This window comes from Sphingomonas sp. SORGH_AS_0950, assembly GCF_030818415.1.
Taxonomy (GTDB): Bacteria; Pseudomonadota; Alphaproteobacteria; order Sphingomonadales; family Sphingomonadaceae; genus Sphingomonas.
Map to the genome: position 1 here is coordinate 2,615,215 of NZ_JAUTAE010000001.1, position 25,847 is coordinate 2,641,061.

Here is a 25,847-nt window from a genome sequence, read left to right on the forward strand (position 1 = left end):
AACATCGGCAAAGACTGCGAGGGCGGGATACCAGTCTAGCTGTGCTATTGCGGGCCGGCGTCGTAATCAGTGCGAGGCAGTCTCAATCCGGAAGGATGCCCTCCTGCTGCGCCCTGTCGAGAAGTTGAACCAGTAGCGCGCTCTGCCGCTCCGTCGGGACTTTCGCCGGTATCTGTTCCGCGATCTTCAGGATGCCGATGTCCTTGGGAGTCAGTATTTTGCGCAGCCCCGCCTCGCGTAGGATCTTTGACCAGTACGCAGTGGGCGTCTCAAAGACCCTTTTCTGAGCCTCGATTCCGTTGTCGATCTTCTGGGTCTGCCGCGCGGTTTTCGCTTCCTCGCGGTTGTCGTCCGCGCCGATCAGCGCGGACCAGGACGCGTCGTCCAGCAGGTCGGCGATGTGCGACGACCGCTCGGAGAGACGGCCCCAGCAGCTTTCCTTTTTGCACCATTCCGAGATGTTGGAGATGCCGGCGGGCGGCTGCGTGATGTCGTCACTGACCGCTTTTGCGATGACTGCCAGCGCGCCGGACAGCGTTTCGTCCGCGGCCTGCGCATTCCAGATGCGCTGATAGTCGACCGACAGCTTGCGGTCGGCGGCGATCCTCCCCAGCATTGAAAGCGTGTAGGCCACGATGTTGGCCCTGTACCCGCCATTGTACCAAGGCTGCGCCGATACGAGTTTCTCAGTTGCCCGAAACAGGATACCCCGCGCAATCGCCCGCTTGTAGTAGAACTCGTTGAAGGTGTCGGCCGACTTGTCCCACTCCTTACCAATCCGCGCCGCGTAGCGGGCGAAGTTCTTCTGACTGCCGAGATTCACCCACCTTGGATGATCATCGAAGACGTTCTCGAACTTGGCGAGATCGGTCTTGGTGAACATCTGTGTCTTGGGGTATTCCGCCTTGAACCGCTTCTGCTCGGCTTGGCTGAGCTTGGACTGCGCATCGATATACTGCCCGCGCGCGCGCTCGTAGAACCACTTAGTTTCGCGCTGCGCGCCCTGCAGCGCGGGCGCCCAGATGCGGCGCGAGAACTCTGCCATGCGAACGTGGAAGGGATGGTTGGAAAAGAAGTCGGCCGCGTTCACCCGGTTCTGTGTGTTAGCGTATTCCGAGATGCGGGGAACGACCATCTCGCTCTGTTCGCTGTCGATCACTGACAGCTTCATCTGCACGAAGATGTCGGAGAGGTCGGCCTTGTCCTTGCGCTGCGTGTGAAACAGCGATGCCGTGGTCTGCCCGCCATTGACGATCTGCAGGTCCGTCAGCCGGCGGATTTCAAGACCGCCGTCCGTCAGCACGGTTTCGACGTCCTGCGCTGTCGCGGTGATGCCGTTATTGTAGGCGAAGAACATCCGTGGCTCGTTTATAATCGTGGCGCGGATGCCCTTGTTGACCTGCGCCCGGGCCTGCAGGAACGTGCGGACATTCTGCTCCAGCAGGCGAGCGCTATATTCATGATAGAGCTTCGCCAGAACTGTTGCCGGCATGACGATCAGATAGGACTGGTACGAGTCAGAGCCGAGATTGGCGGGCAGGCATTTGATGCCGTGGCCGAACATTTTCACGAAATCGATATCAAGCGCCTCCTTGTGCCCGCGCGAGCTGCGCTGGCGCTGGAAGCGTGCGATATCCCAGATATGATAGGTTGCCCGGATGCCGCTGACCTCGTTGTCCGGAAGCGCCTGAATCCGGTCGCTCAGGACCCGTTCCGAAACGAGGAAGAAATTGACCTGCTGGAGCAGCGGCCGCCGGTCCATAAGCTGGCGCACCAGCCCGTATTCAGGCGTTGTCACGTCCGGTTCAAGTGCCCCCTTGAGGCTTGCCTCGAAGAAGTTGACGACGCGCCTGAAAGCGGCGTCCATTTCCGTCTTGGTCAGGGTCTGAAGATCGCGCCGGCAGTCGAAGTCCGCGACGAAAATGTCTATCGTGCCCTCGTCGTTGAACCAGTACCCGTCCACCCGCATGCCGCGCGGGGCCTTGAAGGGGCAGTGCTCGAATCCCTCAATGAATCCAGTCTCGATCAGCTCGCCAGAGACGATCTCCATGAACGCCTCCAGCTGAAACGTGCTGTCGGCTTCGGCGAGCATCTCCTGCCGGAAGTCGTGGAAAAACTCTTCAGTCGTCTGTTCCGTCATGCCCCCTCCAGAGCCGCGCGCTCATCGCACTCATAATCGGCGATGGCTTCAAGCTTTATCTCGTAGCCGACATTCATGATTCCGTCGGGCAGTCCCGAACGGGTCATCCTCGGAAAGCCCTCGCGCACGTGATAGGTGGTCGTTTTACTGACGACGAAGGCCGGCTCGTCGTATTCTGGTAGCGGCGCGTAGCCGTGCGTTACCAGCCTGCGCTCGAATGTGTCGGCTGCGTCCGGATCAGTGATCAGACCCTGCACCCGGGCGACCATCCCGTTGAGCGACAGGAGTTGAGGTCCGCCGGACCCGCTGCTGAGCCGATAGATCCTCAGGAGCAGCCGGTCGTTCAGGGACTCCAGCTGGTCCTCCGACGATATCCTGACGCTGTTCCGCTCCGTGCCCGAAAGGGATTTGACCTCAATAGCCGTGTTGCCAAATATGAAATCCTGATGTGATCGCTCGGGGCCGAGCCAAGCCGCCACGGCCACGGCCGCGCCCTGCCGGCCGATCAGTTCGCTCAAGAACTGAAGCTCCGCGAACAGCCCGCGCACCTCCTCAGGAGACAGGTGCGAGCCCCGGCCCGACAAGAAGTGCTTCCACCGGCGAATGTGGGTCAGGGCTATGCCAAGCGCACTCGCGGAATCTGGCGCGTCCGCGAGCGAAGCGGACAGCGTACGGCAGAGCCCGGCGAACAGGTCGCGGTCAACATGCCGCTCGAGGGTCAGCACAAGCCGCTGCAGCCCTAGACCGGCCGACCGCAGATCGACGCCGATGCCTTTCACAGTCGCGACGTTTCGCCGGTACTGCGAGGTGTGGTCGCCCAGCAGATCGATCAGGAAGAGGCATTCGCCGTCGGTATTGCGGCCCCAGTTGCAGGGCACGGCGCGCTGGCCGCCCACCTGGCGGACATTAAAGTCGGTATCCGGTACGGCGATGTCGTCCCACGGTGTCGACTCAGGCATCGTAATCCTCATCCTCGTCCGGATCGTCTGGCGCGCCCTGCATCGCGTCGAGCCAGACCTTGTTGGCGACAACCTCGATTTCCTTATCGTAGTGGCCGGGCGGGAAGCTGATGCCGAAAGCCGCGACTGGGCCCGTCACGGCCGGATTGTCGCGCGGCTGCAGGCTGTGGATCATCAGAAGTGGCTTCTTCCGGACCTCGCGGTAGTGATAGTCCGATACCGCGCCCGCTTTTTCGCCGTTCAGCGCCAAGTCTTCGGCCACCTGCTGCTGTTCAGGAAATAGACCAAGCTTCTCGTCACCCCGCGATGCTACGCGATCCTTGTTCAGGCGCCACGCCGTGCCCGCAACGCCGGCCGCGATGCGGACCTGTCGGTTGAGCGTCCAGTCCTCCTCGATGCCCCCGGGAGAGATTAACAGCACGTCGCCGACAGGATGGCGGTCGGTGAGTGTGCGCAGATAGGCTATGGTGTCGGACTTGCGGTCATTGAACTGGCTGTGCGCCTGAAAAGCAGTCAGGAAGTCTTCGATCTGCTCGACCCGGACATCCCTAAAGATCAGGCCCTTTCCGGTATCGTCGGCCTCGTGCCCGCCAAAGCCCTCCTGCCAGTAACGCTGGATCAAGCCGAAGTTTTCAGTATTCACGTCCGGGTCAGTGGAGACGATATAGCTTTCGAGCAGCCGGCCGCTGAAGTTTTGGCGGAACATGACCTTCTCGCCCGTCCGCATCTTGTTGGATGCCGTAATGAGTAGGGTGTCCGGATGGGACATAACGTAGAGACCGAACTGCTTCGGGCTCATCCCGTCGCGGCGCATCCGCTTGACCTGCTGGGTCAGCTCCTCGGCCGCCTGCGCGATATGAGCGTACCAGTTGATCGAGTCTCGCGAGAGGTGGACGCGGCACAGATCTTCATAGCCGGGCCGGTATCCGAACCAGCGGCCCATCTGCATCAGCGTATCGTACATCTTCGTGTTCCGATACATGTAGCTGACAGTCAGGCCTTCGATGGTCAGACCGCGCGACAGGCTTAGACCACCGACCGCGATTGCAGTCAGGCCGACGCCCTCCTTCTCGTACCTCGTATAGTCCAGAACCTCGTCGCTTTTGCTGTTGATGACGAACAGGTTCAGGTGATCGAATACGCTGTTGAGAGCAGCCTTGACCTCGTCCCACGCATGCCCGGTGTCTGAATACTCCGCGGACCATGCGGCTTTCAGCCGCTGCATGTACCCGTTCTGTGAGGATGAGAATTCCGGCATGGCGTAGTTCGCGCGGACCGCATCCCTGATCTTGCTGATGCGCAGGCTCAGGAAGTCCCGCACCGTCTTCTGGACAGAGACGAAGCGGGACACGTTGACCATCATGGAACAGTGCTTGCCAGCTTGGCCGCGCAGGTTGCGGATGGCACGGGCCACAATGAACTCGTCGAGCGCGCGATACAGGCTGGGCGGCAGTTCGGGGACGTTGTCGTCCCGCTTGTGCGAGAACGGAATGTAGTCCTCGCAGTCTTGGATCTCCTCAAGAATGACCCGGCTGCTATCGTCGTTCAGGAAAACTTTTTCCGCGCCAAAATAGGTCGTCGGCGCATCGAGGCAATAGATGAAGTCGCGTGGGAACAATTCCTCCCGCACATCATCGTCATATGCTTCGGGATTTATAAAGATGTTGGCGAACGGCGTTGCCGTATAGCCCACATAGCACGATTTTGCGAACAGGCTAAGAATCCGGCGCAGCATCGCGTTCGTCTGCGTCGGGTTCACATCCTCCTTGTTCGTGTTGATCGATGCATTGTCGGCCTCGTCGTCGATCATGAGCATCGGGACATCAGAGATCTGACCTGTACCCTGTGCGTTCATCTCCTTCAGCCACTTGTGTAGTGCCTTCAAGGTGGTGACATTTTTCTTGATGACCAGAATGACGGGCTTGCTGAAGTCATTCAGTTTCCAGCCACTCTTGCCGGCCGTGTCCTTGTTGAAGTCCTCGCGGATGTTCGTCAGTGTCGCCGGGTTCGGATAGCCGGGTTCCAGCCCGACCCCGATAGATTGGCGGTCGTCCGGATCGCTCGACCGGCCGATGAAGGCCTCGTCGATCCGCTCTTGCGTTTGCTTGCGCAGGTTGTTGTGGATGCCAGCCACGACGATGATGAACTTGTAGCCGGCGTCGGCTGCCTTCGCGATCAGGCCGGTGTAGTTCGCGGTCTTGCCTGACTGAACATGGCCGATCACGAGGCCGCGCCTGTCCCAGGTGCCCTCGCTGGTCGGGTCCTGTAGGTGCCCTAAAACGCGGGTCGTTACGTCGCTCAGCGACTGGACGAGGCGGGGCGCCCAGCCTTCCCCCCTCAGGAAGGCTTCATACGCTTGGGCGTAGGTCCAAGTGATGTTGTCCCGCTTCGCGACCCACTGGTCGTCATGCCCGGCGTCGATGTCGACCAGCGAAACGCCCGCGCCCATCCGAGTGTCGATCCTGATCAGCACCTGATCGATGATACCGTCAAGGGGCCCGTTCCAGCCGCTCATCGGCCCGATCACGCCAGCGGCGGTCTGAACCTCTTCCCTCGTCGGAACGGGCTCCTTGTTCCCGAGTACGTTTACGAGCGCGGTGACGACGCTGTTTTCGATATCAGCCGGATTTCCCATTCAGAAAGCCCCTCCCACATAGTCCTCAACAATTTTCTGCCGGCCCTCGAACAGACGCGTCGAACGGACCAATTCGAGGAACTGCTGAGCCGTGCCCCCGCTTTCTCCGTACAGGAGCGTCCTGAGCACGTGCAGGCTCTTCAGCGTATCCGCCTCGTCCGTGTCCAACTGCCTAATTTCGCGCGGCGCGGTGGAGTAGTCGGAATAGATCATCTCCACCGGCAGGGCTGCTGCCGCAGCTTTCAGAAGAAGCTCAAGAGACGCACCACCATCCGCCGGCAGCATGCCGGCGAGCGAAGTCACGAGGGGGTGCTGGAGGTTCAGCGCGTACCGGATACCACCGTGGTCGGCATAGCGTTCCCAGAGCGGGGCCGCCGCGTCCTGAAACAGCTTCTGGCCCCGGCCGCGATGGACACTCACGCTGCGGGCGGTGATTTTGTTGATGATCTGCCGCAGCCGCTCCCGCACAGCATGCGGCGGTCGTGCGCGCGACTTCTTGATGTCAATGGTCCACGCCTCGTCCAAACCGTTCGGGAAGTCGATCTGCACCCGGGCCAACTTGGTCGCCTCCCCCTTCGGAACGAGCCTGAACCAGTCGCCCCATGCCATCAGACGTCCGCTGCGGTAGATGTAGGCGCCTTGGTTCGATATGAAGTCGCTGCGATCTTGATAGTAGTCGTACTCGGTCGGCGACAGCCGGCTGTGATGCGGTAGAATGTACGGCTGCATCGTGATCGCCGCATCATTGACCCAGACCGTCTCGGTTGGCAAAACCTGCGTCGCCGCATTCTTTCTGCAGAACGGATCGAATGGTGCCACTGGATGACCGTTGACGCTGATGGCGAGCTTCTTCCGCCCCTTGATCTCGCCTGATAGGAAGCGGTGGAACACGAGCGCTAGGTGCCGTTCGACCGTAACAAGCTTGTCGCTGACGATCTCGTCACGCTTCTGGCCGGTTTCATCCTCGGACAGCCGGTCAAGATCGCGCCAGATGACGAGCGTGCCAGTCTCGCCGAGCAGATCGGCAAAAGGCAGGCCCGCGATCTCGTCCCGATCGAGGATCGAGATGGACCAATCATCGTCCGCTTCGACCTTGTTCAGGTCCCACTCGGCGCCGCACCTCTGTCCATCCCGCGCGCTGATCAGGGTCAGCCGCCGGCATTGCGAGAAGGAGGCGGTCTTTAGGCCTAGGCCGAAGCGCCCAAGGTCACTGGAGGCGCGCTTTGCATTGGGATGCGTCGCACCGTGGCGCATCGCGGCGATGAGCCGCTCTTCCGTCATTCCGTGACCGTTATCCGCAATCACCAGCGCGGGCTCCTTCCGGGCCACGTCGCAGACTATGCGGATGTCCGTCGCACCCGCGGAGATGCTGTTGTCGATCAGATCGGCGACGGCCGTTTCCAGCGAGTAGCCTAGGTCGCGCAGGGAAGCTGAAAGGCTGGCGGCGCTGGGCGGAAGGGGATACGACCTTGCCATCAGGCCTCCCTCAACGAGTCTCTAATACGAGCGACGACGGCATCGGCATCGCGTTCAAGTTCACATTCCCAGACAGTCAGCACGGTCCAGCCCTCCTCACGCAGCCGAATCTCGTTCCGGCTGTCGCGCGCGACGGTGCCGGCGAACTTCTCCTGCCAAAATTCGGGCCTGGTGGAGGGCGTGGTACAGTTCCGGCAGCCTTCATGCCTGTGCCAGAAACAGCCATGCACGAAGATCGCCGTGCGATAGCGCGGAAGCACGATATCCGGCTTGCCGGCAAGGTCCTTTACATGAATGCGGAAGCGCAAGCCGGCGCGGTGCAGAAGGGAGCGCAGGCGAACCTCCGGGCCGGTGTTCCGGCCCCGTATTCGGGACATGTTCCAGCTGCGTCGTTCTGCGCTGATCGTATCGACCATCACGCCTCACCCGGGATGGCGTCGAGAACCTCGCTGACAATCTCCGCGATCTGCCGGGCCAACTGCGGGGGAACAGCGTTTCCGACCTGATGATACTGCGCGGTTCGCGGCCCAGCGAAGAAGTAGTTGTCTGGGAAGGTCTGCAGTCGCGCAGCCTCCCTGACTGTCAGGCTGCGGCACTGTGCCGGATCGTAGTGGATGAAGTAGTGGCCGTCCTTCGAGATATGGGAGGTGATGGTGGTCGCGCACCGGTCGGCCAACTGAACACGGAACCGGTCCGCGAACATCGCGCGATTCCTGCCCGGCCCGACGTTCTGGTGATCCGGCAGAAGCGACGCCGGGAAGTCGCAGAGCTTCGGGCTGCGGCCCGTGTTTTCCGCGAACACGGCGGCAAATACATAACGCCGAAGGTCCGAGGCCATGTGGCCCCGGGCCTCGTGCCCGGTAAGCGTCGACAGACGTGCGTCGTACAGTTTGCGCAAAACCTCGTGACTCGGTGTTCTTAGAGTGTAGCGGGTGGACGAACTGAGACGCGGGGCTTGCAGGGCAATCAGGCTGTCCAGTTCGATGCCCTTTGCGACGGCGCCGGCATAGGTAGCGCCGTTCATCTGCTGTCTTAGGTTCATTCCCGAGACCTTGCGGATTTCCGAGATCCAGTCCGCGAAGCTGTCTAGCCCCCGGGAGAGGGTGCTACGCACGGCGGGGAGGCCACCAATGGTTTCCCGCACGCTGGGCGCGCGCATTTTGCGCAGCGTACCCGGCTTCACATCCAGATCGGACCGGATGCCGACGATAAACATCCGGTGACGGGCTTGGGGTATCCCATGTTCCTCGGCTCGGACGATGAACAGGCGCGGATCAACTTCCCCCTCCGCCATCTCTTCCTCGGAAAGGGAAAAGAGACGGTAGGCGAGGTCCTGTTTCGCGCCAGGTATTGCGTTCGCCGGCCGCGAAAGGTCTTGGACGATGCGCGTGATGGCCGATTTGCCCTCGATGGTTGCCGACAGGAGCCCCTTGACGTTCTCCATGACGAAGATCGGCGGCTCGTGGTCTGCGATGATCCGGAGGTACTCCAGATACAGTGTATGCCGCTCATCGCTCTCGAAGTTGGGCCGCCCCATCATGCGCGCGCGCCCGACCAGCGAATACGCTTGGCAGGGGGGGCCTCCCACGAGAGCCCATTTCCGCGTGCGCCCCAGCCGCTTCCGAATGATGCCCCTGACCTGATCGTGGGACTCGCTACCAAGTGAGATCCTCAGGGCGCTGTGCTCCGCCTCTATCCATTCCTTTGGGTAGCGCGACGCGAGTTCGACCGCCGTCAGGTCGCCGGCGAGGAAATCGTAGTAATCATCCGGAGCCTCTCCGTCAGGGAAGGACCGCAGGAAGTGCCGCATCAGGAGCGTTTTGTGAGAGAACTCGTCCCGCTCGATCGCTACGGCGCTTCTGAACCGGTTGCGTTCCTTTTCGTCAACAAGGGACGAGAAGCCCTCACCGAGGCCGCCGGGGCCGGCGAACAGGTCGATGACCGGATACGGCAACGAAAGATGGCCGGCATGTGCTGCCGGCGACGCCTCTGGCGTTGGCCTAGTGGCGGCAACTGTTCCCTTCAGGCGCAACAATTTTCTTTCAGCCATTCGCGTTTTGGCTAGCGAAGCGACTCGCCTGCGCCAGCTCTCCCTTCTCATTCCGTGCCTTGACGGGACAGCCTGCGGTACTCTTCAATGCTCATGACCACGGCTACCGGCCTACCGTGTTTCTGCACCTGCACGGGGGCGGCCTGAGCGGCGTCAAGCAGGACGCCGAAGCTGTTCTTCGCCTCCTTCGCCGACATCGTCTTCATGCTCATTCCCCCGACTTGTGGCTATTTTAGCTACACCGCCAGTTGGCGCAACAGGAAACATATCTGGAACTGAGGCAAACTTCGTCGGCATCTGCCAGCTCGAACCCTTGCTGCATGCTAAGTTGAACCGCGAGCATGATGGATAGAGAAGGAAACCGTCAGCCGATCGAAAAGCGATGTTCGGGGATTACATCAAGCAAATAAAACGGCCGTCGCGAGTCCGTTGAAGCGCCATGATGATCTCCCAGTGCGCGATCCCCTCGTTCTACAAGGAAATCGCGTGACGCCTTGGTGGCTTTCCAAGGTCGGGTGGCGGTATCCCGGCAGTCCCCTTCATAACCGAACAGCGTTTCTCGATAGAATACCAGTAGGTCTTCGAACCGGCTCACGGACCCGCGAACCTGTCGTTCACCGTCATACGGGCCCAACGGCGTCGCGAGTACGGTGCCGGCGATCAGGGCGTCGACCATTGCCGGCAGTTGCTGCTCTGCCTGGATGAAGCGGCGGATGGTAACGGCCAAGGCCGCGAGCAGCGGCAGTCCATACCACTCGGTTGCGAACACCCTGGCCCCAGCGCCGCGCGTCTGCGGCGTCGCGGTTCGCGCCATCAGCGCATCGTCTTCGCGAAGACGTCCCGCGACGTGCTGCATTAGGCGGGGCAGATCGAGGCTTTCGCCGCTGTGTTCCGGCATATCGGGATGCTTGCGAATTCGCTTCGCAATCATCCGGATGAGCGGATCGGCGTGCTTCGTCAGCGGCAGGTTTACGCCGCTCGGCACGCATGCGCTTTCGCCAACGCGCCAGTCGCCCGAGCCAAAGTACAGGTCGAGCGCGGTCTCTATCGCCGTGCGACGCGCCCGCATCTGGTTGAGCGCCCGTTCTGGTGCCATCGACTGGCTGGACCCAGGCACCAAATAACCGAACGACGGGGCCTTCATCAGCCGCGCGCCGACCATTTGCACGTCATGCGCACACCAGATCAACGCCTGTACGACGAGCAGATTGCGCAACTTCGGCATGGAGGCAGGATCGTTGCTTGCCAGAATCCGCAAGCGGCGGATCACCGAACCAAATCGCCCACCCACCAAGGCTTTGTAGAGTTGCTGGTCGTGATCACGCAGAGTCGCCAATGCCTGAACATGAAGGTTGAACGCCTTTTCCGGCGCAACCTTCCCTGCCCAGCCGCTGACGATGACGTCGGTATTGTTGGTTGCGCCATTGCGCATTATCAGCCCGCGCAGGAATGCCTGAAGCGCTGGGCGATCGGTCGGGATCAGATCGAGCGGGGGCAGTTCTTCCTTGGCGTCGAGGATCGCTGCGGGCAGCGACCGGATGTCGTTGAGGGTGGGCGCGAACAGACGTCGGCCGTAATCTGCCTCTGCGATGCCTTCGGCATAGATCCGGCCATGCATGTCGCTGACCAGCTTGGTGAGGTCGCCATCACTGGCGATCGCACCGGCGAGCAGCGTATCGACGTCAGTCTTGCGTCCCGCGGTGTCGAGAAATTGACGATAGCTTCCTTCGTAGCGTTGCTGGCCGAAGGCCGCCTGCTGCTTGCGCCGCTCCTTGCGGCTGACCCGGACTTGGGTCACAGCTTGCCGACCATATCGTCGATCTGCGCCAGAAGCGCCGCGGCGCTTTCCGCCAGTTGCCTGCACAGTCCCTCGGCGTGACGATAGGCGTCATGGCCGGTCCGCTTTGCGGCGATCTCCGCGTCGAACGTGGCCATGGCGTCCTTGAACTGCCGTTCGAGGTGCAGGTGGGCAGCATATGCCTCGTCTATCGATTGATGTTCGTCATTCATCGTCTTCCTCCAGATGGGGCGGGAGCGCAGGCTCGCGCCAGAAAGTGGGATTGCCGCCGCGCGCGCGGAGCCATTCGAAAGCAGCGCCACGGGTTGCGAGATCGGGGGCGGGTTCGCCGAGCAGGCCGACCAGCGCATCGATGAGCGCGGCCTGCCCGATGGTGATCGGCTTGCGCCGCCACGACGCGCGCGGGTCGAGTGGCCCGGTCTCGATAAAGCGCCGCACTTCCTGTTCGTAGAGCGCGGCGCGCCTGCGCCATTGCAGGATCACGCCCCACTGTTGGCACCAGGTCAGGCGTGCGGGATCGCTGAAGATCCAGCGGACGATATCGCCGAACGTTGGCCCGGCGCTGGCCGCCGTGGCGGACTGCATCCAGCGCGCCATCCGTTCCGGATGCGCCATCAGCCCGAGCAAGGCGGTGTCGTCGCTGCCGTCGATCCCGACCAGCACGAGGGCCGAGCCGAGGGCGTACTTCCGGGCATCGGCCGATCCCGGCCCGCCGCGCCGCTTGTCCGCTGCGCGATATTGCCGCCGCAGTTCGGCGGCGCTGATGGCCGCGATCGCGACCTCGCCCGCAATGCGATCTTCGCTCGCGGCAAGGTTGGTAGCCAGATCGCGGAGGCGATCAGCAGTGGTTTGGGCGGTGGTCATGCCCATCGCGGTACCCACGACCGTCGCCGCCAAGCGTCAACCTAGTGGCACAAAGTTGATCGACGCCGCGCGCATCTTTCCGGGGCTGAGTTGACGAGACACCAGCAGGAGCAAGGCAGAAGGTGACAGGTTAGAGGGGGTGGTGCGCGATAAAGTGTTGTTCGGCCAAAGCCGAACAACGACCCGCCCACCCCCTCCTGATTGAACGATGGAAGTGTGGCAGTGGCGATCGACTATGCGGAGCTGAAGGCAGGTAACAGGGAAGCCGCCCAAGCGCTTGCCGATGCCCGCAGTGCTCGACATCTGACCAGTCGCCGCAAGCGTGAAGAAGTGAGTGCCGAGCGTGCAGACGAAGGTGCCAGGCGGCGGCGCAAGGCGATGAGCGACCGCGAGGCTGAGGCGTTTCTCAGCCGCCGCCTGCACATCAAAATGCCCGAAGGTGACCGCCCGCGCACGAGATTACGCACGCCGCGCAAACTGTACACCCGCATGGTGGAGCAGATGCTAAAGGGGACGGTCGGTGTGACCAACGCGCGCGGGCCCGATGGCCGTCACTCGATCCACTTCGCCTTCACCGCACGAGGATTCAGCTCGAAGAATGGTCGTCGCTGGCGTGCTGGCGAAGCCGCGCGCGCCGTGCTGTATAGCGTGCGCGAGGAAGCGCTGGAGGGTGGCGAACTCGGCTGGTGGTCGAATGTCGCTGACGATCGCAACGAACTCGTCGCCCATTACCGCGCGTCGGAGGCGCTCGAGGCACACGACCGGGCCAATGCGAACGTCTATCTCGTCGAGGTCATCGCGCTTCCCGCCGAACTGACCGCCGAGCAACGGCGGCAGGCGGTCAAGCGCATCTGCCGCCAGCTGGACAGGCTGGGGCTGGCCTATACCGTCGGCATTCACCTGCCCGACGCAGCAGGCGATCAACGCAATTTCCACCTGCACCTGGTCTATTCGATGCGGCCCTGTCAGCGGGTGGCACCCTATGAATGGCAGTTCGCCGTCACCAAGCGGACCGAGATCAACACCCCGGCCGGGATCATGCACCGTCGTTGTGCCGTGGTGGTCGCGATCAACGAGACGCTGCGGGAAGCCGGCATCGACAAGCGCTACACGCCGCTGTCCAATCGCGACCGCGGTATGGCGCAGCCGATCCGGGGCAAGGTCGGACAGCAAGCAACCTGGGCGGCGCGGCGTTTGGCGGCCGCTGACGACCGTCATGCCTCGCTTCTGATCCTGCAGGATCAGCTCCGGCAGGTCCGCACCGGCTTGGTCGACGCCGCCAAATGGCTCGGCAGCGCCGGGGCGATCGTGCGGCGCCGTTGCTTGGGCATGGCCATCAAGCTATCGGATGCTGAGGCGATCATGCCATCGCCCGCCGCGTTGAAAGCGAAGATGCGGGATCATCTCGAACGACAAATGTCCGTCGCCGATCAGGCGACCCGCGCTGCTCGAGCCAAACTCACGCCTGCGCGATCGGCAGTCAGCCAGAGATTGACGTCGATGCGCCATGATCTCGGCGCAACCGCGGGCGCATCCGAGTTGGCAAATCGCCGTGAGGTCCTGGGAACTCATCTTGCGGGTATGCGGTCGCACACCGTGCAGACGGTCGCCGACATCGCCACATCGGTTGCAGCGATCCCGCAGCACCCCATCGCTATCGAGCACGATACCGGGCGAACGGTCGGCGGCGACCGGACTTCGAGCACGGATGGCGAAACCTTCGTGACCCCGACGCCCCCGCCAAGTCCAATCGTCGGCGAGATGCAGGCGGCGCGACATCAAGCCGCTCTGCGCCGTCAGCGCGAAATCTATGATGAGGCGCTGGCGATGCTGCGGAGAAAACGCGGTCGCGTGTGGCTGGACGCCGACGGTCGGTACGACATCGACGATGCTGACCTGCCGACCCGCGAACGGGGCGTGTGGCAGCGCCTCAAATCCACTGTGAAAGCGCAAAGCGATCTGGCGGACCTCCATACAGTGCAACAGCAGTCGGTTTTGACGGGGGTACTCGATGTAGATGCGGTTGAACGAGTAACGGGCGCATCTCCGCTGCCGTCAGCGACCGCCCCGCTCGATCCCACCATTCCGGAAGCCGAACCAGCTTCGCCGCCTGATGACCTGTTGCCAGTCTCCACGGCGACCAAGCAGCGTGGGGTGTTCGCGCAGGCGGAGAGCGTCGACCCCGAGCAGGCACGCGCTCGACCGAAGGGAGGCGATAAGGGCCAAACACCGGCGATCCCCCAAAAGTCCGAACACGAACGGTGATTCTGGCGGACCATTTTGTTCGCGATCAGCGAGGCGGTACGATCGTCGCTTGAGATTGTTAACCTGCCCAGGGTAGAGTCGAAGCGTTCGCCAGCAGGCGGACCGAGGCGTGGAAACCTCGTCGGAAAGTCGCCGTATGCCCGGCCCGAATTTCATTCGGCCGGGGAGCGGGCGTGTATGTCCAAGGCTCTTCGGGGCCTAAAGACGCTCGCGCCTGTCTTTCCGCAGGTTTCCAATCTCCGGCTCACGGGCCGGCACCGCCTCGTTTTTACAGGGCGGTGCCGCCGGCTGGGAACGCCGATCGGTACCACGCGGACGGGGGTTCGGGCGTGGGTGGACTTATTGAAAGCCGCAATAGGCGGCTTGCCATCATCAAAAATTCGACGGCCGCTTCCGTGGCGGTGCTTCTCGCCGCATGCGGTGGAGGCGGCGGCATCAATTCGTCCGGGACGGTGCCTTCGCCCAGTCCGACGCCATCGCCGACCCCCACGCCGTCGCCGACGCCAACATCCTCCGCCAGCAGCGCAGAATATCAGGCGTCGGGTTCGGTTGTGTCCGCCAAAGCCGCCTATGCCTATGATCGAGGGATCACCGGCAAGGGCGTGACGATCGCGATCCTTGACACCGGCATCGATACCTCCGGCCGTGAATTCTCCGGCCGCATCTCGGCGGATAGTACGGCCTTCGACCAGAAGATGCCCGCTGCGGCACCTGCGCCGCTGAGACGATCCGCTTCGAAGTGAAGGATGTGATTGGTCACGGCACGAGGGTTGCCGGCGTCGCCGCCGGTGCCCGCGACGGCAATGGGATTCAGGGTGTGGCGCCTGATGCCACGATCCTGGCGCTCAAGATCAGCGGGCCGGACATGTCGAACGTGACGCCCACATCCGGCGCCGTGCCGGAAGGAAGTGGGCCGAACCCCGCGCTGCTTGCGCCCGCCATCCGCTACGCTCTCGACAAGGGGGCGTTCGTCATCAACCTGAGCGCCAACGGGAGCGTCGCCGGACAGCAGGCGATCGACCAGCGTGCAGCGATGGACGCCGTGCGACAGGCCGATCGGCTGTTCGTGCAGTCCATCTCGAATTTCACCGACGAAGACAGCTTCACCGGTCAATTCGCCGAGAACCTCATTGGCGCTGATCGTGCCAACAAGGACTGGTTCCTGTTCGCGATCGGCGTCGACCGCAACGGCGATCCGCGTAGCGCCAACGGAAACCCAGGCCCGCTCGCCGATCGCATGATCGCAGCGGGCGGTAACGCCGTGCAGACCATGGATGAAAACGGCGCGATCGTGACGGTGACCGGCAACAGCTTCGCTGCTCCCGCAGTCGCCGGTGCGGCGGCGCTACTCAAGCAATATTGGCCGCAGCTTGGCGGCAAGGCGATCAGCCGCATCTTGCTCGACACCGCCACCGACGCCGGTGCGCCGGGCGTCGATCCGATCTTTGGCGCTGGCATTCTCAACATCGAAAAAGCGATGCAGGCGCAGGCGCCTGCTGCTGCCTTCGCGGCCGCGCAGACCGTATTGGCCCGCTACTCCTCGCTTACCGTCTCGGGTCCGTTCGGTGGTGGCGCCGGTGCGGCGGCGTTGGGCGACAAGGTTTCCGGCATGACAGTGCTCGACCGTTATGGCCGGGACTTCCACATGACGGGTGCATCCGGCATCCGCGCGCAGAGCTCTGGGCTCTTGGCCGGTGCGATGCTGACGCCGGTCGATCCGCCTTGGCTGACGCCTAACCCGACCGATGCAAGGTTCGGCTTTGTATCGCCGGCGACGACCACGGGTTATTGGCAGGGCGCGCGATCCAACCGCCCGGCTTTTGCCTCCTTTTCTCCGGCACGGGGGCAGATGGTCACGCTGGGCGCGAACGTCGCGATTGACGGAGGTGCCAGCCTTACCGGAACGCCGTTGCGCGGGATCGGCGCGACACCGGTCGGAATGACGTCGAGCTGGAGCGGCTCGGGCTGGTCGGCATCGTTCGCCTCCGGCATCTCGCGCGATCGTCGTACCGGGCAGCGCACTATCGCAGTGACGACGCCGCTTGGGATCGGCGTGGAGCTGACCAACCTTGCCGAGCATGGCCGGGCGCTGGGGATGAGCGGCGGCTTGGACCTCGGACTGGAGGGTGCCACGACGACGATGGCGACGCTGACGATGCGGCATACCATCGCGGGGGTGGCGCTTTCGGTGCGGTCAACGGCTGCCACCACCCACGTTTCGGGCGGATCGTCCATGATGCGCTTTGACCAGCCACTGTTGAGCACTGCCTTCGCATTCGAAGGCTCGCGCGGCCTGCTCGGTGGTATGGCAACGCTCGGTCTGTCCTCACCCCTTCGTGTTGAACGCGCGCGGGCCACTATGCTGGTACCGGTGACCTACGACTTGATGTCGGGAGCACTGGCAACGCGGATGGCGGTGGTCGATCTGGTCCCATCGGCGCGTGAACTCGACATCGAACTGGGCTGGTCGGCGGCACTTTCGCCGATGTCGTCGCTGCGCTTCGGCATCGCCCGCGCTTTCGATGCCGGACATATCGCAGGTGCGACGGACACGGCAGGATACGTGATGCTGGTGCTGCGATGACCTGCCACCTCGCCGCACGCGCACCGCCCGGGGGCTGACGCCGCCAGTCGGCGACAAAGCCGAACACCACCAAAACTTGCGACGTCGGCACGGCTTCCCAGCGAACGATGTCGCGCGTCCAACGAACGAGGAAAGTGAAGATGACGATGATCAGAACGATGGCGATCCCGACCATGATGTTGCTGGCGATAGGCGGTACGGTCAGCGTATCGAGCGCAGCACAGCCGGTGAAGATGGCACCCAAGCCGGCCAAGACGCTCGACATTGCCGGCATCCGCCCCGGCATGAAGACGGCCGACGCAGTGGCGCTGCTGCAGCGGACGGGGTGGACAGTGCGTGCCAATCCTGGCGACAGCTGGGCAGAGGTCGTAGCGGACGCGGTTGCCCGACGGCGCGATCAGATGCCGCCGAACTCCGCAAGATCCGGCGTGTATAGCTATAGCGCCGGCAAGGGCGAAGAGAGCGTCTCGCTCAATGTCACCCCGACGCCGGACGGTGGCCGGGTCGGCCTGGTCCAATATCGGGCGCCGCAAGCTGGCCGCAGTCACGAGCAGATCCGCGCCGGGGTGATCGCGCGCTACGGACCGTCGATCTATGGCCCGCGCCAACGGGTACTGATCGCACCGCAGGGCAAGCTCGGCGAGACGATGTCGCTCGAGGTGGACTCGACCGGCATGCGCCTGACGCTGTCGCCAAGCAGCGCGGCGGACCGTGAAGCCCGCGCGCTGGTCGACCGGGCGGTGACGGCCCGGCTCGGCGCGGTCGGCACCTCTTTTTAAGCGGAGCGGCACATGCCCTACCTCATCGGCATGATCCTCGGCGATGTGCTCGGGCGGATCGGGTTCTTCCGCGCGGCGGGCGCAGCGCTGCTGCTGGGCGGGGTCGCGTTCCTCGCCTATCGTCTGGTGGCGGCGAACCTGGACCCTACGATGGCCCATGGCGCTGCGGCGGCTGCGCCTCTGGCGTTGTTCGGCTGGGCGATCTGGCATCCGGCGGCGTCGCGCTTCCGGCTGTGGATCGTCGACGGCGTCTATCTCGCCGCCAGGCTGGCAATGTGGTGGGCCGGCATCGCTTTCGTCCTGGGTCTGGTTGCGGCTGGGTTCCGTATCGACCGCTGGCTGACTGCCGAGTGGCCGCAGGCGGCGACTGCCGCCTTTTTCTGGCTGGTGCAGCGGGCACTCGGCGCGCAGGTCGCCCGCTCGCACCGGATCATGGGCGAGCGCAGCATCATTGAGGTGGACGCATGAGGTATCAGCTGACGCTGCGCATAGTCGCGGTATTGATACCCACCGTCACAGTGGCTGCCGCACCTCGACCGGTCGTGCTGGAGGCAACGACGATGGCCGACTGGCGGTCGGCCAAACTCGACGGGACCGGTTGCTACTGGTCGCCGCGTCGGGGCGGACCGATCCACTTCGTCGCTGCCGGTAACACGGCGATGACCAAAGTCGGCGGTCGCATCGTCATCCTGAAACCACGACGCGATGCAAAGCCCCTTTTCCCGTTCACCCATGACGCTTGGCGGGCCGATGACCTGACCATGCGAGTCGTGGATACCGCCCGGATTCGGGCGATGGGTTACGAAACGGTCACTACCGACGCGGTACTGATCGTCACCCATCGCAACGTGACGATCCGGCTGCGCGGATCGATGATCTGCGGCTCGTAATCCTGATGATCACGAAGGTTTGACCAACCTTTTCCTGCATTCGGTCGAATGACGATGCGCCTTCATCGCGAAGGCGAAGGTAGACCGGCCGGCCCGGCCGGGATGATGGTTTGGAAGGTGCCTGCGGCTGTGCCGTAGAGGCGAAATGATGGTGCGGGGCCGGCGAGCAGCCCGCCGCTCCCGCACAATATCAAGGACTTCCATGTACATCGTAAATCGAGAGCGCGAGCTCGCAAAGGCGCGCGCGCTATCCGCCGCGCTCGCCATCGCCGAGCGCGCCAGTTGGCGGATCGACCGTTCGGTGCCGATCCTGCCCATCCCTTTCCGAAATTTCCTTCACTTCACCGCCGCCGAATTGCTGCTGGTGCCGTCGATCGAGCCGTCACGCGGGGATCTCGACACCGTCGAGCGAGGAACCCGCGTCGCCAGGTGCGACGCACTGGTGGTGAAAGCGTCGAGTATCGGCCATCGGACCATCTACTGTGCCGTCGGCGAATGGCAGCGCCACGGCACCGTCTGGCACCACGCGCGTAGGTTGTGGCTGTCACGCAGCAACGACGGTTGGCTGGTGCCTGACCCGGCGGAGCCGGACGAGAGCGGCGCGGTTTTCCGCCTTTCCCCCGGACGTCTTCGCCCGATGATGCCGGCCCGGCTGTCCGCCGCCGATGGCGTCTGCGATCTCGCGCCGGGACTGGCGAGGGCCGACGCTTTCCTCGCTGCCGTATGGGGGGATTGCTGATGAGCAAGCCGCTGCCCTGGATCAGCCCGTCGGACGCCGACGACATGCTCTACGATGATCCAATGGGGTCGATGCCGGATTTTGGCTACGCCTTGCTGCGCAAAACGGCAAAGGGAAAGACCAATTTAGTCGCTGATCTGGCCCGCGCAAAACTCCAACCCAGCAAACCGAACGACCACGACTGGCTAGCGGATGGCCTATGGCCGATCACCTGCGCATCACACCGCATCTTCACGGCGCCCGGTGTCGCGGTCGAACCCGGCGTGTTGGAGGGCATCTTCCACGACTACGACGCCAAAGCGAAAGCGCATCAGAAATTGCTGGCGGTCGTGCTGACGTACCGTTTCCCGCATAGCTGGCAACCCGCCGACATCCTGTCGCTGGTCGGCACGTACGCGCTAGAAAAACTGGCGCTGCAGCGGCGGCTGACCAGCTTGACGGTCGTCCATATGCCGGGCGACGAACTGTCCGCCCGCCGGCCCCACGCTCATGTCGTGTGCCTGTCGCGCGTTCATCGCTCGTCGGGCTGGGGCGAGGTGCATCCGGACCTCACCGCCAATAACGCGCAGTTGGACTTCCAGCAAGAATGGGAAGCTTTTTACGACATCTGGGTGCCACGCTAGCCGCGATGGCTGACCCCTTGAGGGCGGGATCCGCAGCGGTCCCGCCCGCCTGCCGGGGGCAAGAGACGAAGGAAGGAGGACGGTCCCCGATCCGGGGATGAAAATGGAGAAGACGATAATGACGACCGACAAGACCGCGATCATCCGCCGCTACACCGAAGCTGTCGCTCAGATGCTGGTCGGCAGCCGCACGATGAAGCCCGGCGCGGCGATCCTCGCCGGCGAAATGGGCGGAGCCGAAGGGCGGCTGCGGATGGGCGCCATCGCGCACAGCAGCGGCAACGATCTGGTGTATCTGGATTTTGCCGATGGCAAAGACGGCTATCACCTGTCCAGCATCACGCTGTGCGCCGTTCGCGACGGCATTTGCCACCTGCAGACCGACTGCCGCCTGTATCTGAGCCGCAATGGATCGCGTGCGATCATTCTGCCGCAGCCCGGCATCCGCAAGGCGTACCGACTGGCGCCGGGCGAACTGATCCAACTGGCCCACCAGCCGGCTGACCGTGATGAGGGCATCGCCCGCGCCGAGGCGCGGCTCGCCAAGCTGGTCGCTCGCGACGCAATCTTCACCGATCGTGCTGCCGTCCGGACCCGACCGCTGGCGGCCTGATCCAAACTGACTGACACTGTCGGCCGATCATCGCGTCGGCCGATCCTTACGGCTCAACACCCCGGTGACAGAACCTCTCTACCTATAAAGCGGACGACCTCACAAATTCGGACAGCGGCCAATAAATATTTCATGCTTCTGTCCGAGAATGCCGAGCCGTCCGCTTTATAGAGTAGGGGAGGCCGTCATCTCAGCCGTCACACCGACAGCAACACCGGTTCAGCCGCCCGCCGATGTCTATTCGACTGCCGAGGTTAATGCGATGCTGGAGGCAATGACGACAACCGACCACAGCTACCTGCGGCGGCGGTCTCTCTATCTGGCGCAGGGGCATTACATGCTTGCCAGTGACCTGCGGCAGGAGGCGTTCGTCCGGGCGCTTGATGGTCGTCGCCAATGTCGGCGAGGCTATCAAATCGTCCACTTCCTGATCGGGATCATGCGCAGCCTGACCTCGCAGGAACGCGAAGCCGAACGCGACGGCCTGCACCCGGTCCCGCTCGACCTCGACGACGATACGCTGGCGATGGCCTCATTGGCGCCCAGCCCGGAGCAGGTCGGGCATGATGCGCTGCATTACCGGCGGACCCTGGCCGCGATCCAGCAGTCGATCGGGAACGACCCGCAACTGGTCACCTTACTGGATGCGGTGCTCGATGGCGAGAAGGGCATCGCCTTGCAGAACCGGCTGGGGCTCGACGCGAAGGGCCTCGCATCGTTGCGCAAGCAATTGCAGCGCAAGCTGGCGGCCGCCGCCAAGGACAGGAGCATACCATGACCACCGATGTGGACGAACTGATGCAGCTGCGCCTGTTGGACGACTTCCTCGACGGTGAGGATGTCGAACCTGAACTGGCCGACCTGCAGGCCGAGATCGCCCAGGCACAGCTGGCAGTGAAGAAGGCGAACCTGCGCGCGATCCGCGCCAAACTCGATGCCGGCACCGACGCCCGGGTCGTCCCGATCGATCGGGCGCGTCTCCGGGCACAACTGCAGCAAGCCATGTCGGGCGATGCCGACCTGCGCATGACGCTCGCCGCCCGTGGCAACGATGACCATGATATCGACGACCTGATCGATGATCTCGCCGAACTCGACCACGAAGCAGGCGACCGCCCTGCGTGACGGACGCGGTTGATCCGCCTGCCGAACGTCTGCTGCATGACCTCGGCATCACTGAACCGGGCGAGATCGATGTCGAGGTCATCGCCCATGCCGTGGGCGCGGCGGTGCGCTATCGTCGTCTTGGCGTTGGCGATGCGCGGATCGTCGGTCTGGGCGACCGAGCGATCATCACGGTCGACGACCGGGCCAGCCGCGTCCGGCAGCGTTTCTCCGTCGCGCATGAACTCGGTCATTGGCACCATCATCGCGGCCAACGGCTGATCTGTCATGGCGCCGCCGAACAACAGGACGGAGCGGCGGGCTGCGAGCGCGAGGCGGACGGGTATGCTGCCGGCCTGCTCATGCCTCGCTTTATGCTGGAACCATTGGTCGCTGACATCCCGATGTCATTCGATCTCGTCTATCAAGTTGTCGCCATGTTCGGCGTCAGCACGATGGCTGCTGCCTTGCGGCTTGCTGAAGTTCATCCTGCGGCATTCGCCCTCGTCGTCGAAGAAGTGGGCGGGCGCCGATGGTTCAGACGGTCAGCCGCCCTGAATCATCGTTGGTTCGTCCGGTCGACAGTTTCAGACATGAGCATGACGGCCGATCACCGTGGATTGCCTCTTCCGAATTTCCCGTTCGCCGTACGGGCGCAGCAATGGTTCCTGGGTCATGGCGTTAAAGACGCGCAAGCGCTCTACGCCATCGACCGGATGGCATGCGGTCAGGCAATCCATCTTATTTTGGTGATATAGTCCGAGAGTGAGCTACAGAAGATACCTTGGTGGGACGCTACCAGTCCGCTTCGGCATTCAGATCGCATTAGCGGACGCTCGTTCCGAGTGTGTCGATCGCCTTTGTCCTTACTCTGGTCGACGAGCCTGAGGGGTGCGTGCGTCGGCGACGCCTGACTGGCGGCGCAATATTCGAGGCCGTCAGGGCGCGGGAGAGCTGCGGCGACGTGCTGATCCGCGAAGACAGCCACGCGATGGGGGGATTCGGGAAGACCAACCGATAGAGATCGAAGGGGGACGCTCGCGATGTTTAGCGTCATCTGCGATGAGGGACTGATCAAGCAGCGAGCCATTGGCAACCCAAGGGCACGTGCCGCAGACCGGATCACGCAGGCCAATCATCCCAGCGTCAATCGACCGGCTCGCCGTCTTCGATCGCCTCGGAATGGCTAGGCTGGGTTTGGAGCGGCGTCAGGCGCTTCCGGCTCAGCCCAGCGGCATGCAGCGTGGCGCGGTTGCGCATCCAGGCATCGTTGACGAGATCCTGCCATTGTACGACCTCGATCTGACCACGGTAGTCACCCTTCAGTTGGCGGATGCGTCCTTGACCGTTGGAGGTCGTGTCCCACCCCGAGAGTTGGAGGACGAGGTCGCCGACGATGTCGGCGACGACGTAGCAGTGGAACACGCAGTCCCTCGCTATCCTGACGCGCGTCCGGCCAAACGACTCGATCTCGCCGCCCTGAAGCTGGGCAAGGTAGCGTGTGATCTGCTGCTCGATCTGGTCCTTGGCGCCGCTGTAGGTCCGGCGGCCGGGCTTCTTGAACTCAACCACCATCACGCTGCTTAGGGGCTCCGATAGGTCGACGGCGTCCGACTGGTCGGGGTCTGTTGAACCTAGTCCGTGCGCGAGGTCCCACAGGAAGAGGTCCGGTCGGTCCGCCGATCCCGCACTTACCAAGATGTCGTCGAGCCGCTTGTCGGACGAGAATGCACGCGTGAACGCCAGTCGCTCGTCGACGATCCAGAGTTCGTGGGCGCGGCCCTCGAGCCGGGTGGGGTCGTCACCGCGAACATTCATTGGGCAGATGAAAGAGTGGAGCGTGCGCTCGAGATGGAAGTCGTCCGAAGTTCCCTCTCGGACGCGGATCCGGGCTATTAGCTTCTCCAGCAGCTCCAGCGCGAGCTTGCGGCGAACCACGTGCTGGGCGAGGGCGAGCTGCTCTGACGCTTGGATCCCGCGAGCCGCCTCAACGATCGAGTCTTGGAAGCTGAAGCGCCCGTCGCTGTCGAGAGCGTCGATGAGCCGCTGCAGCGTGTCCTGCCGCTCCTCGTCGCGCCGTATCTGAAATTTGACTAGATAGGACGCGAATTCCTCCGGCGTCGTTGCATGGAGCGGGACGCGTCCGAGTTGAGTGTCGTCGTCGTCGAAGCCGTAAGTAGGGTAGCGCTCGACGAATGACTCGTACCGTTTGCGCCGTTTTTCTACGAACTTGCGGACTTGGTCGGGAAGCATCCGCTCCCGGATTGCGTCCATGCAAAGTCGGCTGATCTGCTTGAGTGTGCGCTCGGTCAGGTTGAACGCGGTGCGCCCCTCGTTGACCCGCAGGTCGAGGTAGTCGCCCGAGACGCACCCATGAAAGGCTAGGTCCGTCTCCCCGTCGCGCTCTAGGGACTCGACGCCCAGCAGGTTGTCGACCTTGCGAGTCTCGACCGTCCGGCCGTTCGCCAGCAGATGAAGCTGATGCAGCCCTTCCAAGCCGGTGCTGGCTTCGGGGCGGCAGATGAATCCGACGATGCGTAGTTCGCCGAACTCCTCGCTTACCGCCGTGGTCTCCATCTTCGTGCCGACCACCAGATCGGAGACCGCCTTGGGGTATTCGGCGGCATCGCCATCGACGTCGAGCAGTATCGTCGGGCCGCTACCCATCAGAAAGTCGGCGATAAAGTGCGCGCTGAAGTAACGCAAGAACGTGTCGGCGCGCTTTGGGAACGGGTCCGCGTATTCCTTCGTCCGGATGCCCCGGAAGTGCACACGCGTGCCGCGGTTCTCCTCAGGCAAAACGACCTGATCTTGGATGGTCGGAACGACTTGCTCGGTGTTATTGAGAGCGAAAGAGAATGCCCGCTTGGCCGTCGCGCCGGCGAGGCCGTAGGTGCTGTCCACCTCTATCTGGTCAAACGCATCGAGCCAGAACAGCCTTCCAACCCCCTTGCCGCCCTTGCTCTTCTTGAAGTCGGTGTCGATCTCGCAGAAGGCCGCGTAACGGTCGGCGTCGAGGCCGATGCCGTCATCCGCGACGACGATTGAGATCGCACTGGGATTCGACAGCTCCGAGACTGTGATGTCGATCCGGCCCTTGCCGACGTCGTCTCCGTAGCGATCCTCGATCCCGAACATCGCGTTGCTAACCGCTTCGAACAGCGGCTGCAGGCTCTGCGTCGCATTCGACGGCTTTGGGAGTTTCCGGACGCGGTTCTCGATATTTGGGGTGAGTGCCGGCAATTCCGTCTCCAAAGCAATGTGCCCGCGCTGTTTTAGCTGTGGGGTTGGTGCTGGCCAAGGCCGCTGATCATTGGTTCGGCTTCACTCATCGCAGGGCTACCCGCAGTCGAGCCTGATCGTTGGTAACTTGATCAGTGTGTGCGAAAATGGCGGTATGAATAGTAGAACTGCCAGCGCCACGCCTCACCCTAGCGGGCACGGTGCGATCTACGTTGATGATTCCGGCAACCCCGGCGTCAAATCGGGGTCGGACTTCCTGCCTTCGACGCGCAAGTCGTGGACGGCCGTGATCGTGCCGTCGTCTGTCGCCGCTCAGGTCGAGGATAGGATGGGCATCTTCCTCGCCGGAGTGCTCCGGGATTACGGTGCCGACGAGCTGCACTTTACCGAGATATGGAGCGGAGTCGGGCCGTGGGACGGAGTCGATCCCGGCGACCGCGCCAAGGTGATCGGGATCATGGCGGACCTCATGGAGGCATTTTCGTTCCCTGTCGTCCACCAGACCATCAGCGATGATACGCTGGAAGACCATCCGGCCTTCAGACGTTCGCTCGTCGGTGCGCGCGCAGGGGAGTGGAAACTGGACCGAATCGACCACTTTGGTCTGCTCACATTGTGTTCGATGGTATCGAGGCACTTGATCGAATTGAAGGCAAAGGGACCGACGGACTTCGACCTGCCCCTGCCGCTCTTTGTGGACGAAGGCTTGCTTCCCGCTGGGCGGGACCGACCGTTGCCAAATTGGGAATCCGCGATCGCGGGGCCGAGGGCCTGCTTCCGTCGATCCTCGGATCTCGCGGGCCTGCAACTTGCGGACTTCGCCGCGTTCACCATCACGCGGTCGCAGTGGGAGATCGTGAAGCGGAAACGGCGACCAGCCTTTGCCCCGCCCGAGGTGGTGTTGCTGCGCGCAGCCTCGGCGCTTAATATCTTGAACCTGCCAATCCGCAGGATGGCCTCCGAGGGACTCGATCGGGCAAGCTATGAGCTATCGATGGAGGAGGATCGCGCGGCGAAGGGTCTTCCGCGTCGGCCACCATCCAAAGATTAGCATCTCGCGATGCGACTCCGACCGTCGACGCGTT

At 63.1% G+C, this 25,847-nt stretch carries 24 protein-coding genes; 13 read left to right on the forward strand and 11 right to left on the reverse strand.

Annotation, left to right across the window (positions count from 1 at the left end; genetic code table 11):
* Window positions 1-82 precede the first annotated feature (82 nt).
* The 10 genes from QE385_RS11595 to QE385_RS11640 all read right to left on the reverse strand — a co-directional run bounded on the left by QE385_RS11595 (window position 83) and on the right by QE385_RS11640 (window position 11,928).
* Complete coding sequence (locus QE385_RS11595; RefSeq protein ID WP_307101962.1) at window positions 83-2,140, reverse strand: AIPR family protein; 2,058 nt, start codon at window positions 2,138-2,140, stop codon at window positions 83-85.
* Entirely contained in the window at window positions 2,137-3,099 is a 963-nt protein-coding gene (locus tag QE385_RS11600) for a PD-(D/E)XK motif protein (RefSeq protein ID WP_307101964.1), read from the reverse strand. The genes QE385_RS11595 and QE385_RS11600 overlap by 4 nt, the downstream gene beginning before the upstream one ends.
* Window positions 3,092-5,734, reverse strand: coding sequence for a Z1 domain-containing protein (locus QE385_RS11605; RefSeq protein WP_307101966.1), 2,643 nt, complete (start codon window positions 5,732-5,734; stop codon window positions 3,092-3,094). The genes QE385_RS11600 and QE385_RS11605 overlap by 8 nt, the downstream gene beginning before the upstream one ends.
* Window positions 5,735-7,210: an ATP-binding protein gene (locus QE385_RS11610; protein WP_307101967.1), complete on the reverse strand. Its 1,476-nt coding sequence runs from the start codon at window positions 7,208-7,210 to the stop codon at window positions 5,735-5,737. It lies immediately after the preceding gene.
* Complete coding sequence (locus tag QE385_RS11615) at window positions 7,210-7,626, reverse strand: very short patch repair endonuclease (RefSeq protein ID WP_307101969.1); 417 nt, start codon at window positions 7,624-7,626, stop codon at window positions 7,210-7,212. The genes QE385_RS11610 and QE385_RS11615 overlap by 1 nt, the downstream gene beginning before the upstream one ends.
* Entirely contained in the window at window positions 7,626-9,242 is a 1,617-nt protein-coding gene (locus QE385_RS11620; RefSeq protein WP_307101971.1) for a DNA cytosine methyltransferase, read from the reverse strand. Before QE385_RS11620 ends, QE385_RS11615 begins: the two co-directional genes overlap by 1 nt.
* A 65-nt stretch (window positions 9,243-9,307) precedes the next feature.
* Window positions 9,308-9,466: a type II toxin-antitoxin system Phd/YefM family antitoxin gene (locus QE385_RS11625; RefSeq protein ID WP_307101974.1), complete on the reverse strand. Its 159-nt coding sequence runs from the start codon at window positions 9,464-9,466 to the stop codon at window positions 9,308-9,310.
* 158 nt (window positions 9,467-9,624) lie between these two features.
* Window positions 9,625-11,058, reverse strand: a complete 1,434-nt coding sequence (locus QE385_RS11630) for a hypothetical protein (protein ID WP_307101976.1) — start codon at window positions 11,056-11,058, stop codon at window positions 9,625-9,627.
* Window positions 11,055-11,270, reverse strand: a complete 216-nt coding sequence (locus QE385_RS11635; protein WP_307101978.1) for a hypothetical protein — start codon at window positions 11,268-11,270, stop codon at window positions 11,055-11,057. The genes QE385_RS11630 and QE385_RS11635 overlap by 4 nt, the downstream gene beginning before the upstream one ends.
* Window positions 11,263-11,928, reverse strand: a complete 666-nt coding sequence (locus QE385_RS11640; RefSeq protein ID WP_307101981.1) for a hypothetical protein — start codon at window positions 11,926-11,928, stop codon at window positions 11,263-11,265. Before QE385_RS11640 ends, QE385_RS11635 begins: the two co-directional genes overlap by 8 nt.
* A gap of 216 nt (window positions 11,929-12,144) precedes the next feature.
* Here QE385_RS11640 and QE385_RS11645 point away from each other — a divergent pair, with 216 nt between their 5' ends.
* The 12 genes from QE385_RS11645 (at window position 12,145) to QE385_RS11700 (ending at window position 22,277) form a co-directional block, all read left to right on the forward strand.
* Window positions 12,145-14,187: a MobA/MobL family protein gene (locus QE385_RS11645; protein WP_307101983.1), complete on the forward strand. Its 2,043-nt coding sequence runs from the start codon at window positions 12,145-12,147 to the stop codon at window positions 14,185-14,187.
* Between the two features lie 329 nt (window positions 14,188-14,516).
* On the forward strand, window positions 14,517-14,930 hold the full coding sequence (locus tag QE385_RS11650; protein WP_307101986.1) for a hypothetical protein: 414 nt from the start codon (window positions 14,517-14,519) through the stop codon (window positions 14,928-14,930).
* A complete protein-coding gene (locus tag QE385_RS11655; protein ID WP_307101988.1) occupies window positions 14,927-16,771 on the forward strand; it encodes a S8 family serine peptidase in 1,845 nt (614 codons plus the stop codon). The genes QE385_RS11650 and QE385_RS11655 overlap by 4 nt, the downstream gene beginning before the upstream one ends.
* Before the next feature lie 140 nt (window positions 16,772-16,911).
* Window positions 16,912-17,550, forward strand: a complete 639-nt coding sequence (locus tag QE385_RS11660; RefSeq protein ID WP_307101989.1) for a hypothetical protein — start codon at window positions 16,912-16,914, stop codon at window positions 17,548-17,550.
* Window positions 17,551-17,562: 12 nt separating this feature from the next.
* On the forward strand, window positions 17,563-18,018 hold the full coding sequence (locus QE385_RS11665) for a hypothetical protein (protein ID WP_307101991.1): 456 nt from the start codon (window positions 17,563-17,565) through the stop codon (window positions 18,016-18,018).
* A complete protein-coding gene (locus QE385_RS11670) occupies window positions 18,015-18,440 on the forward strand; it encodes a hypothetical protein (RefSeq protein WP_307101993.1) in 426 nt (141 codons plus the stop codon). The genes QE385_RS11665 and QE385_RS11670 overlap by 4 nt, the downstream gene beginning before the upstream one ends.
* A gap of 202 nt (window positions 18,441-18,642) precedes the next feature.
* Window positions 18,643-19,179, forward strand: a complete 537-nt coding sequence (locus QE385_RS11675) for a hypothetical protein (protein WP_307101995.1) — start codon at window positions 18,643-18,645, stop codon at window positions 19,177-19,179.
* The gene (locus QE385_RS11680) at window positions 19,179-19,802 is read left to right on the forward strand and encodes a hypothetical protein (protein ID WP_307101996.1); all 624 of its coding nucleotides are present in this window, start codon (window positions 19,179-19,181) and stop codon (window positions 19,800-19,802) included. Before QE385_RS11675 ends, QE385_RS11680 begins: the two co-directional genes overlap by 1 nt.
* A 118-nt stretch (window positions 19,803-19,920) precedes the next feature.
* Window positions 19,921-20,415, forward strand: a complete 495-nt coding sequence (locus QE385_RS11685; RefSeq protein ID WP_307101998.1) for a hypothetical protein — start codon at window positions 19,921-19,923, stop codon at window positions 20,413-20,415.
* A gap of 148 nt (window positions 20,416-20,563) precedes the next feature.
* Entirely contained in the window at window positions 20,564-21,193 is a 630-nt protein-coding gene (locus tag QE385_RS11690; RefSeq protein ID WP_307102000.1) for a hypothetical protein, read from the forward strand.
* Window positions 21,190-21,540, forward strand: coding sequence for a hypothetical protein (locus tag QE385_RS11695; RefSeq protein ID WP_307102002.1), 351 nt, complete (start codon window positions 21,190-21,192; stop codon window positions 21,538-21,540). The genes QE385_RS11690 and QE385_RS11695 overlap by 4 nt, the downstream gene beginning before the upstream one ends.
* Window positions 21,537-22,277, forward strand: a complete 741-nt coding sequence (locus QE385_RS11700; RefSeq protein ID WP_307102005.1) for an ImmA/IrrE family metallo-endopeptidase — start codon at window positions 21,537-21,539, stop codon at window positions 22,275-22,277. Before QE385_RS11695 ends, QE385_RS11700 begins: the two co-directional genes overlap by 4 nt.
* Before the next feature lie 388 nt (window positions 22,278-22,665).
* Here the strand turns inward: QE385_RS11700 and QE385_RS11705 are convergent, their stop codons facing one another.
* Complete coding sequence (locus QE385_RS11705; RefSeq protein WP_307102007.1) at window positions 22,666-24,762, reverse strand: hypothetical protein; 2,097 nt, start codon at window positions 24,760-24,762, stop codon at window positions 22,666-22,668.
* Window positions 24,763-25,090: 328 nt separating this feature from the next.
* Between QE385_RS11705 and QE385_RS11710 the strand changes: the two genes are divergently transcribed.
* Window positions 25,091-25,813 carry a hypothetical protein gene (locus QE385_RS11710; protein ID WP_307102009.1) on the forward strand — a complete coding sequence of 241 codons (723 nt, stop codon included), beginning with the start codon at window positions 25,091-25,093 and terminating at the stop codon, window positions 25,811-25,813.
* The last annotated feature ends 34 nt before the right edge of the window (window positions 25,814-25,847 follow it).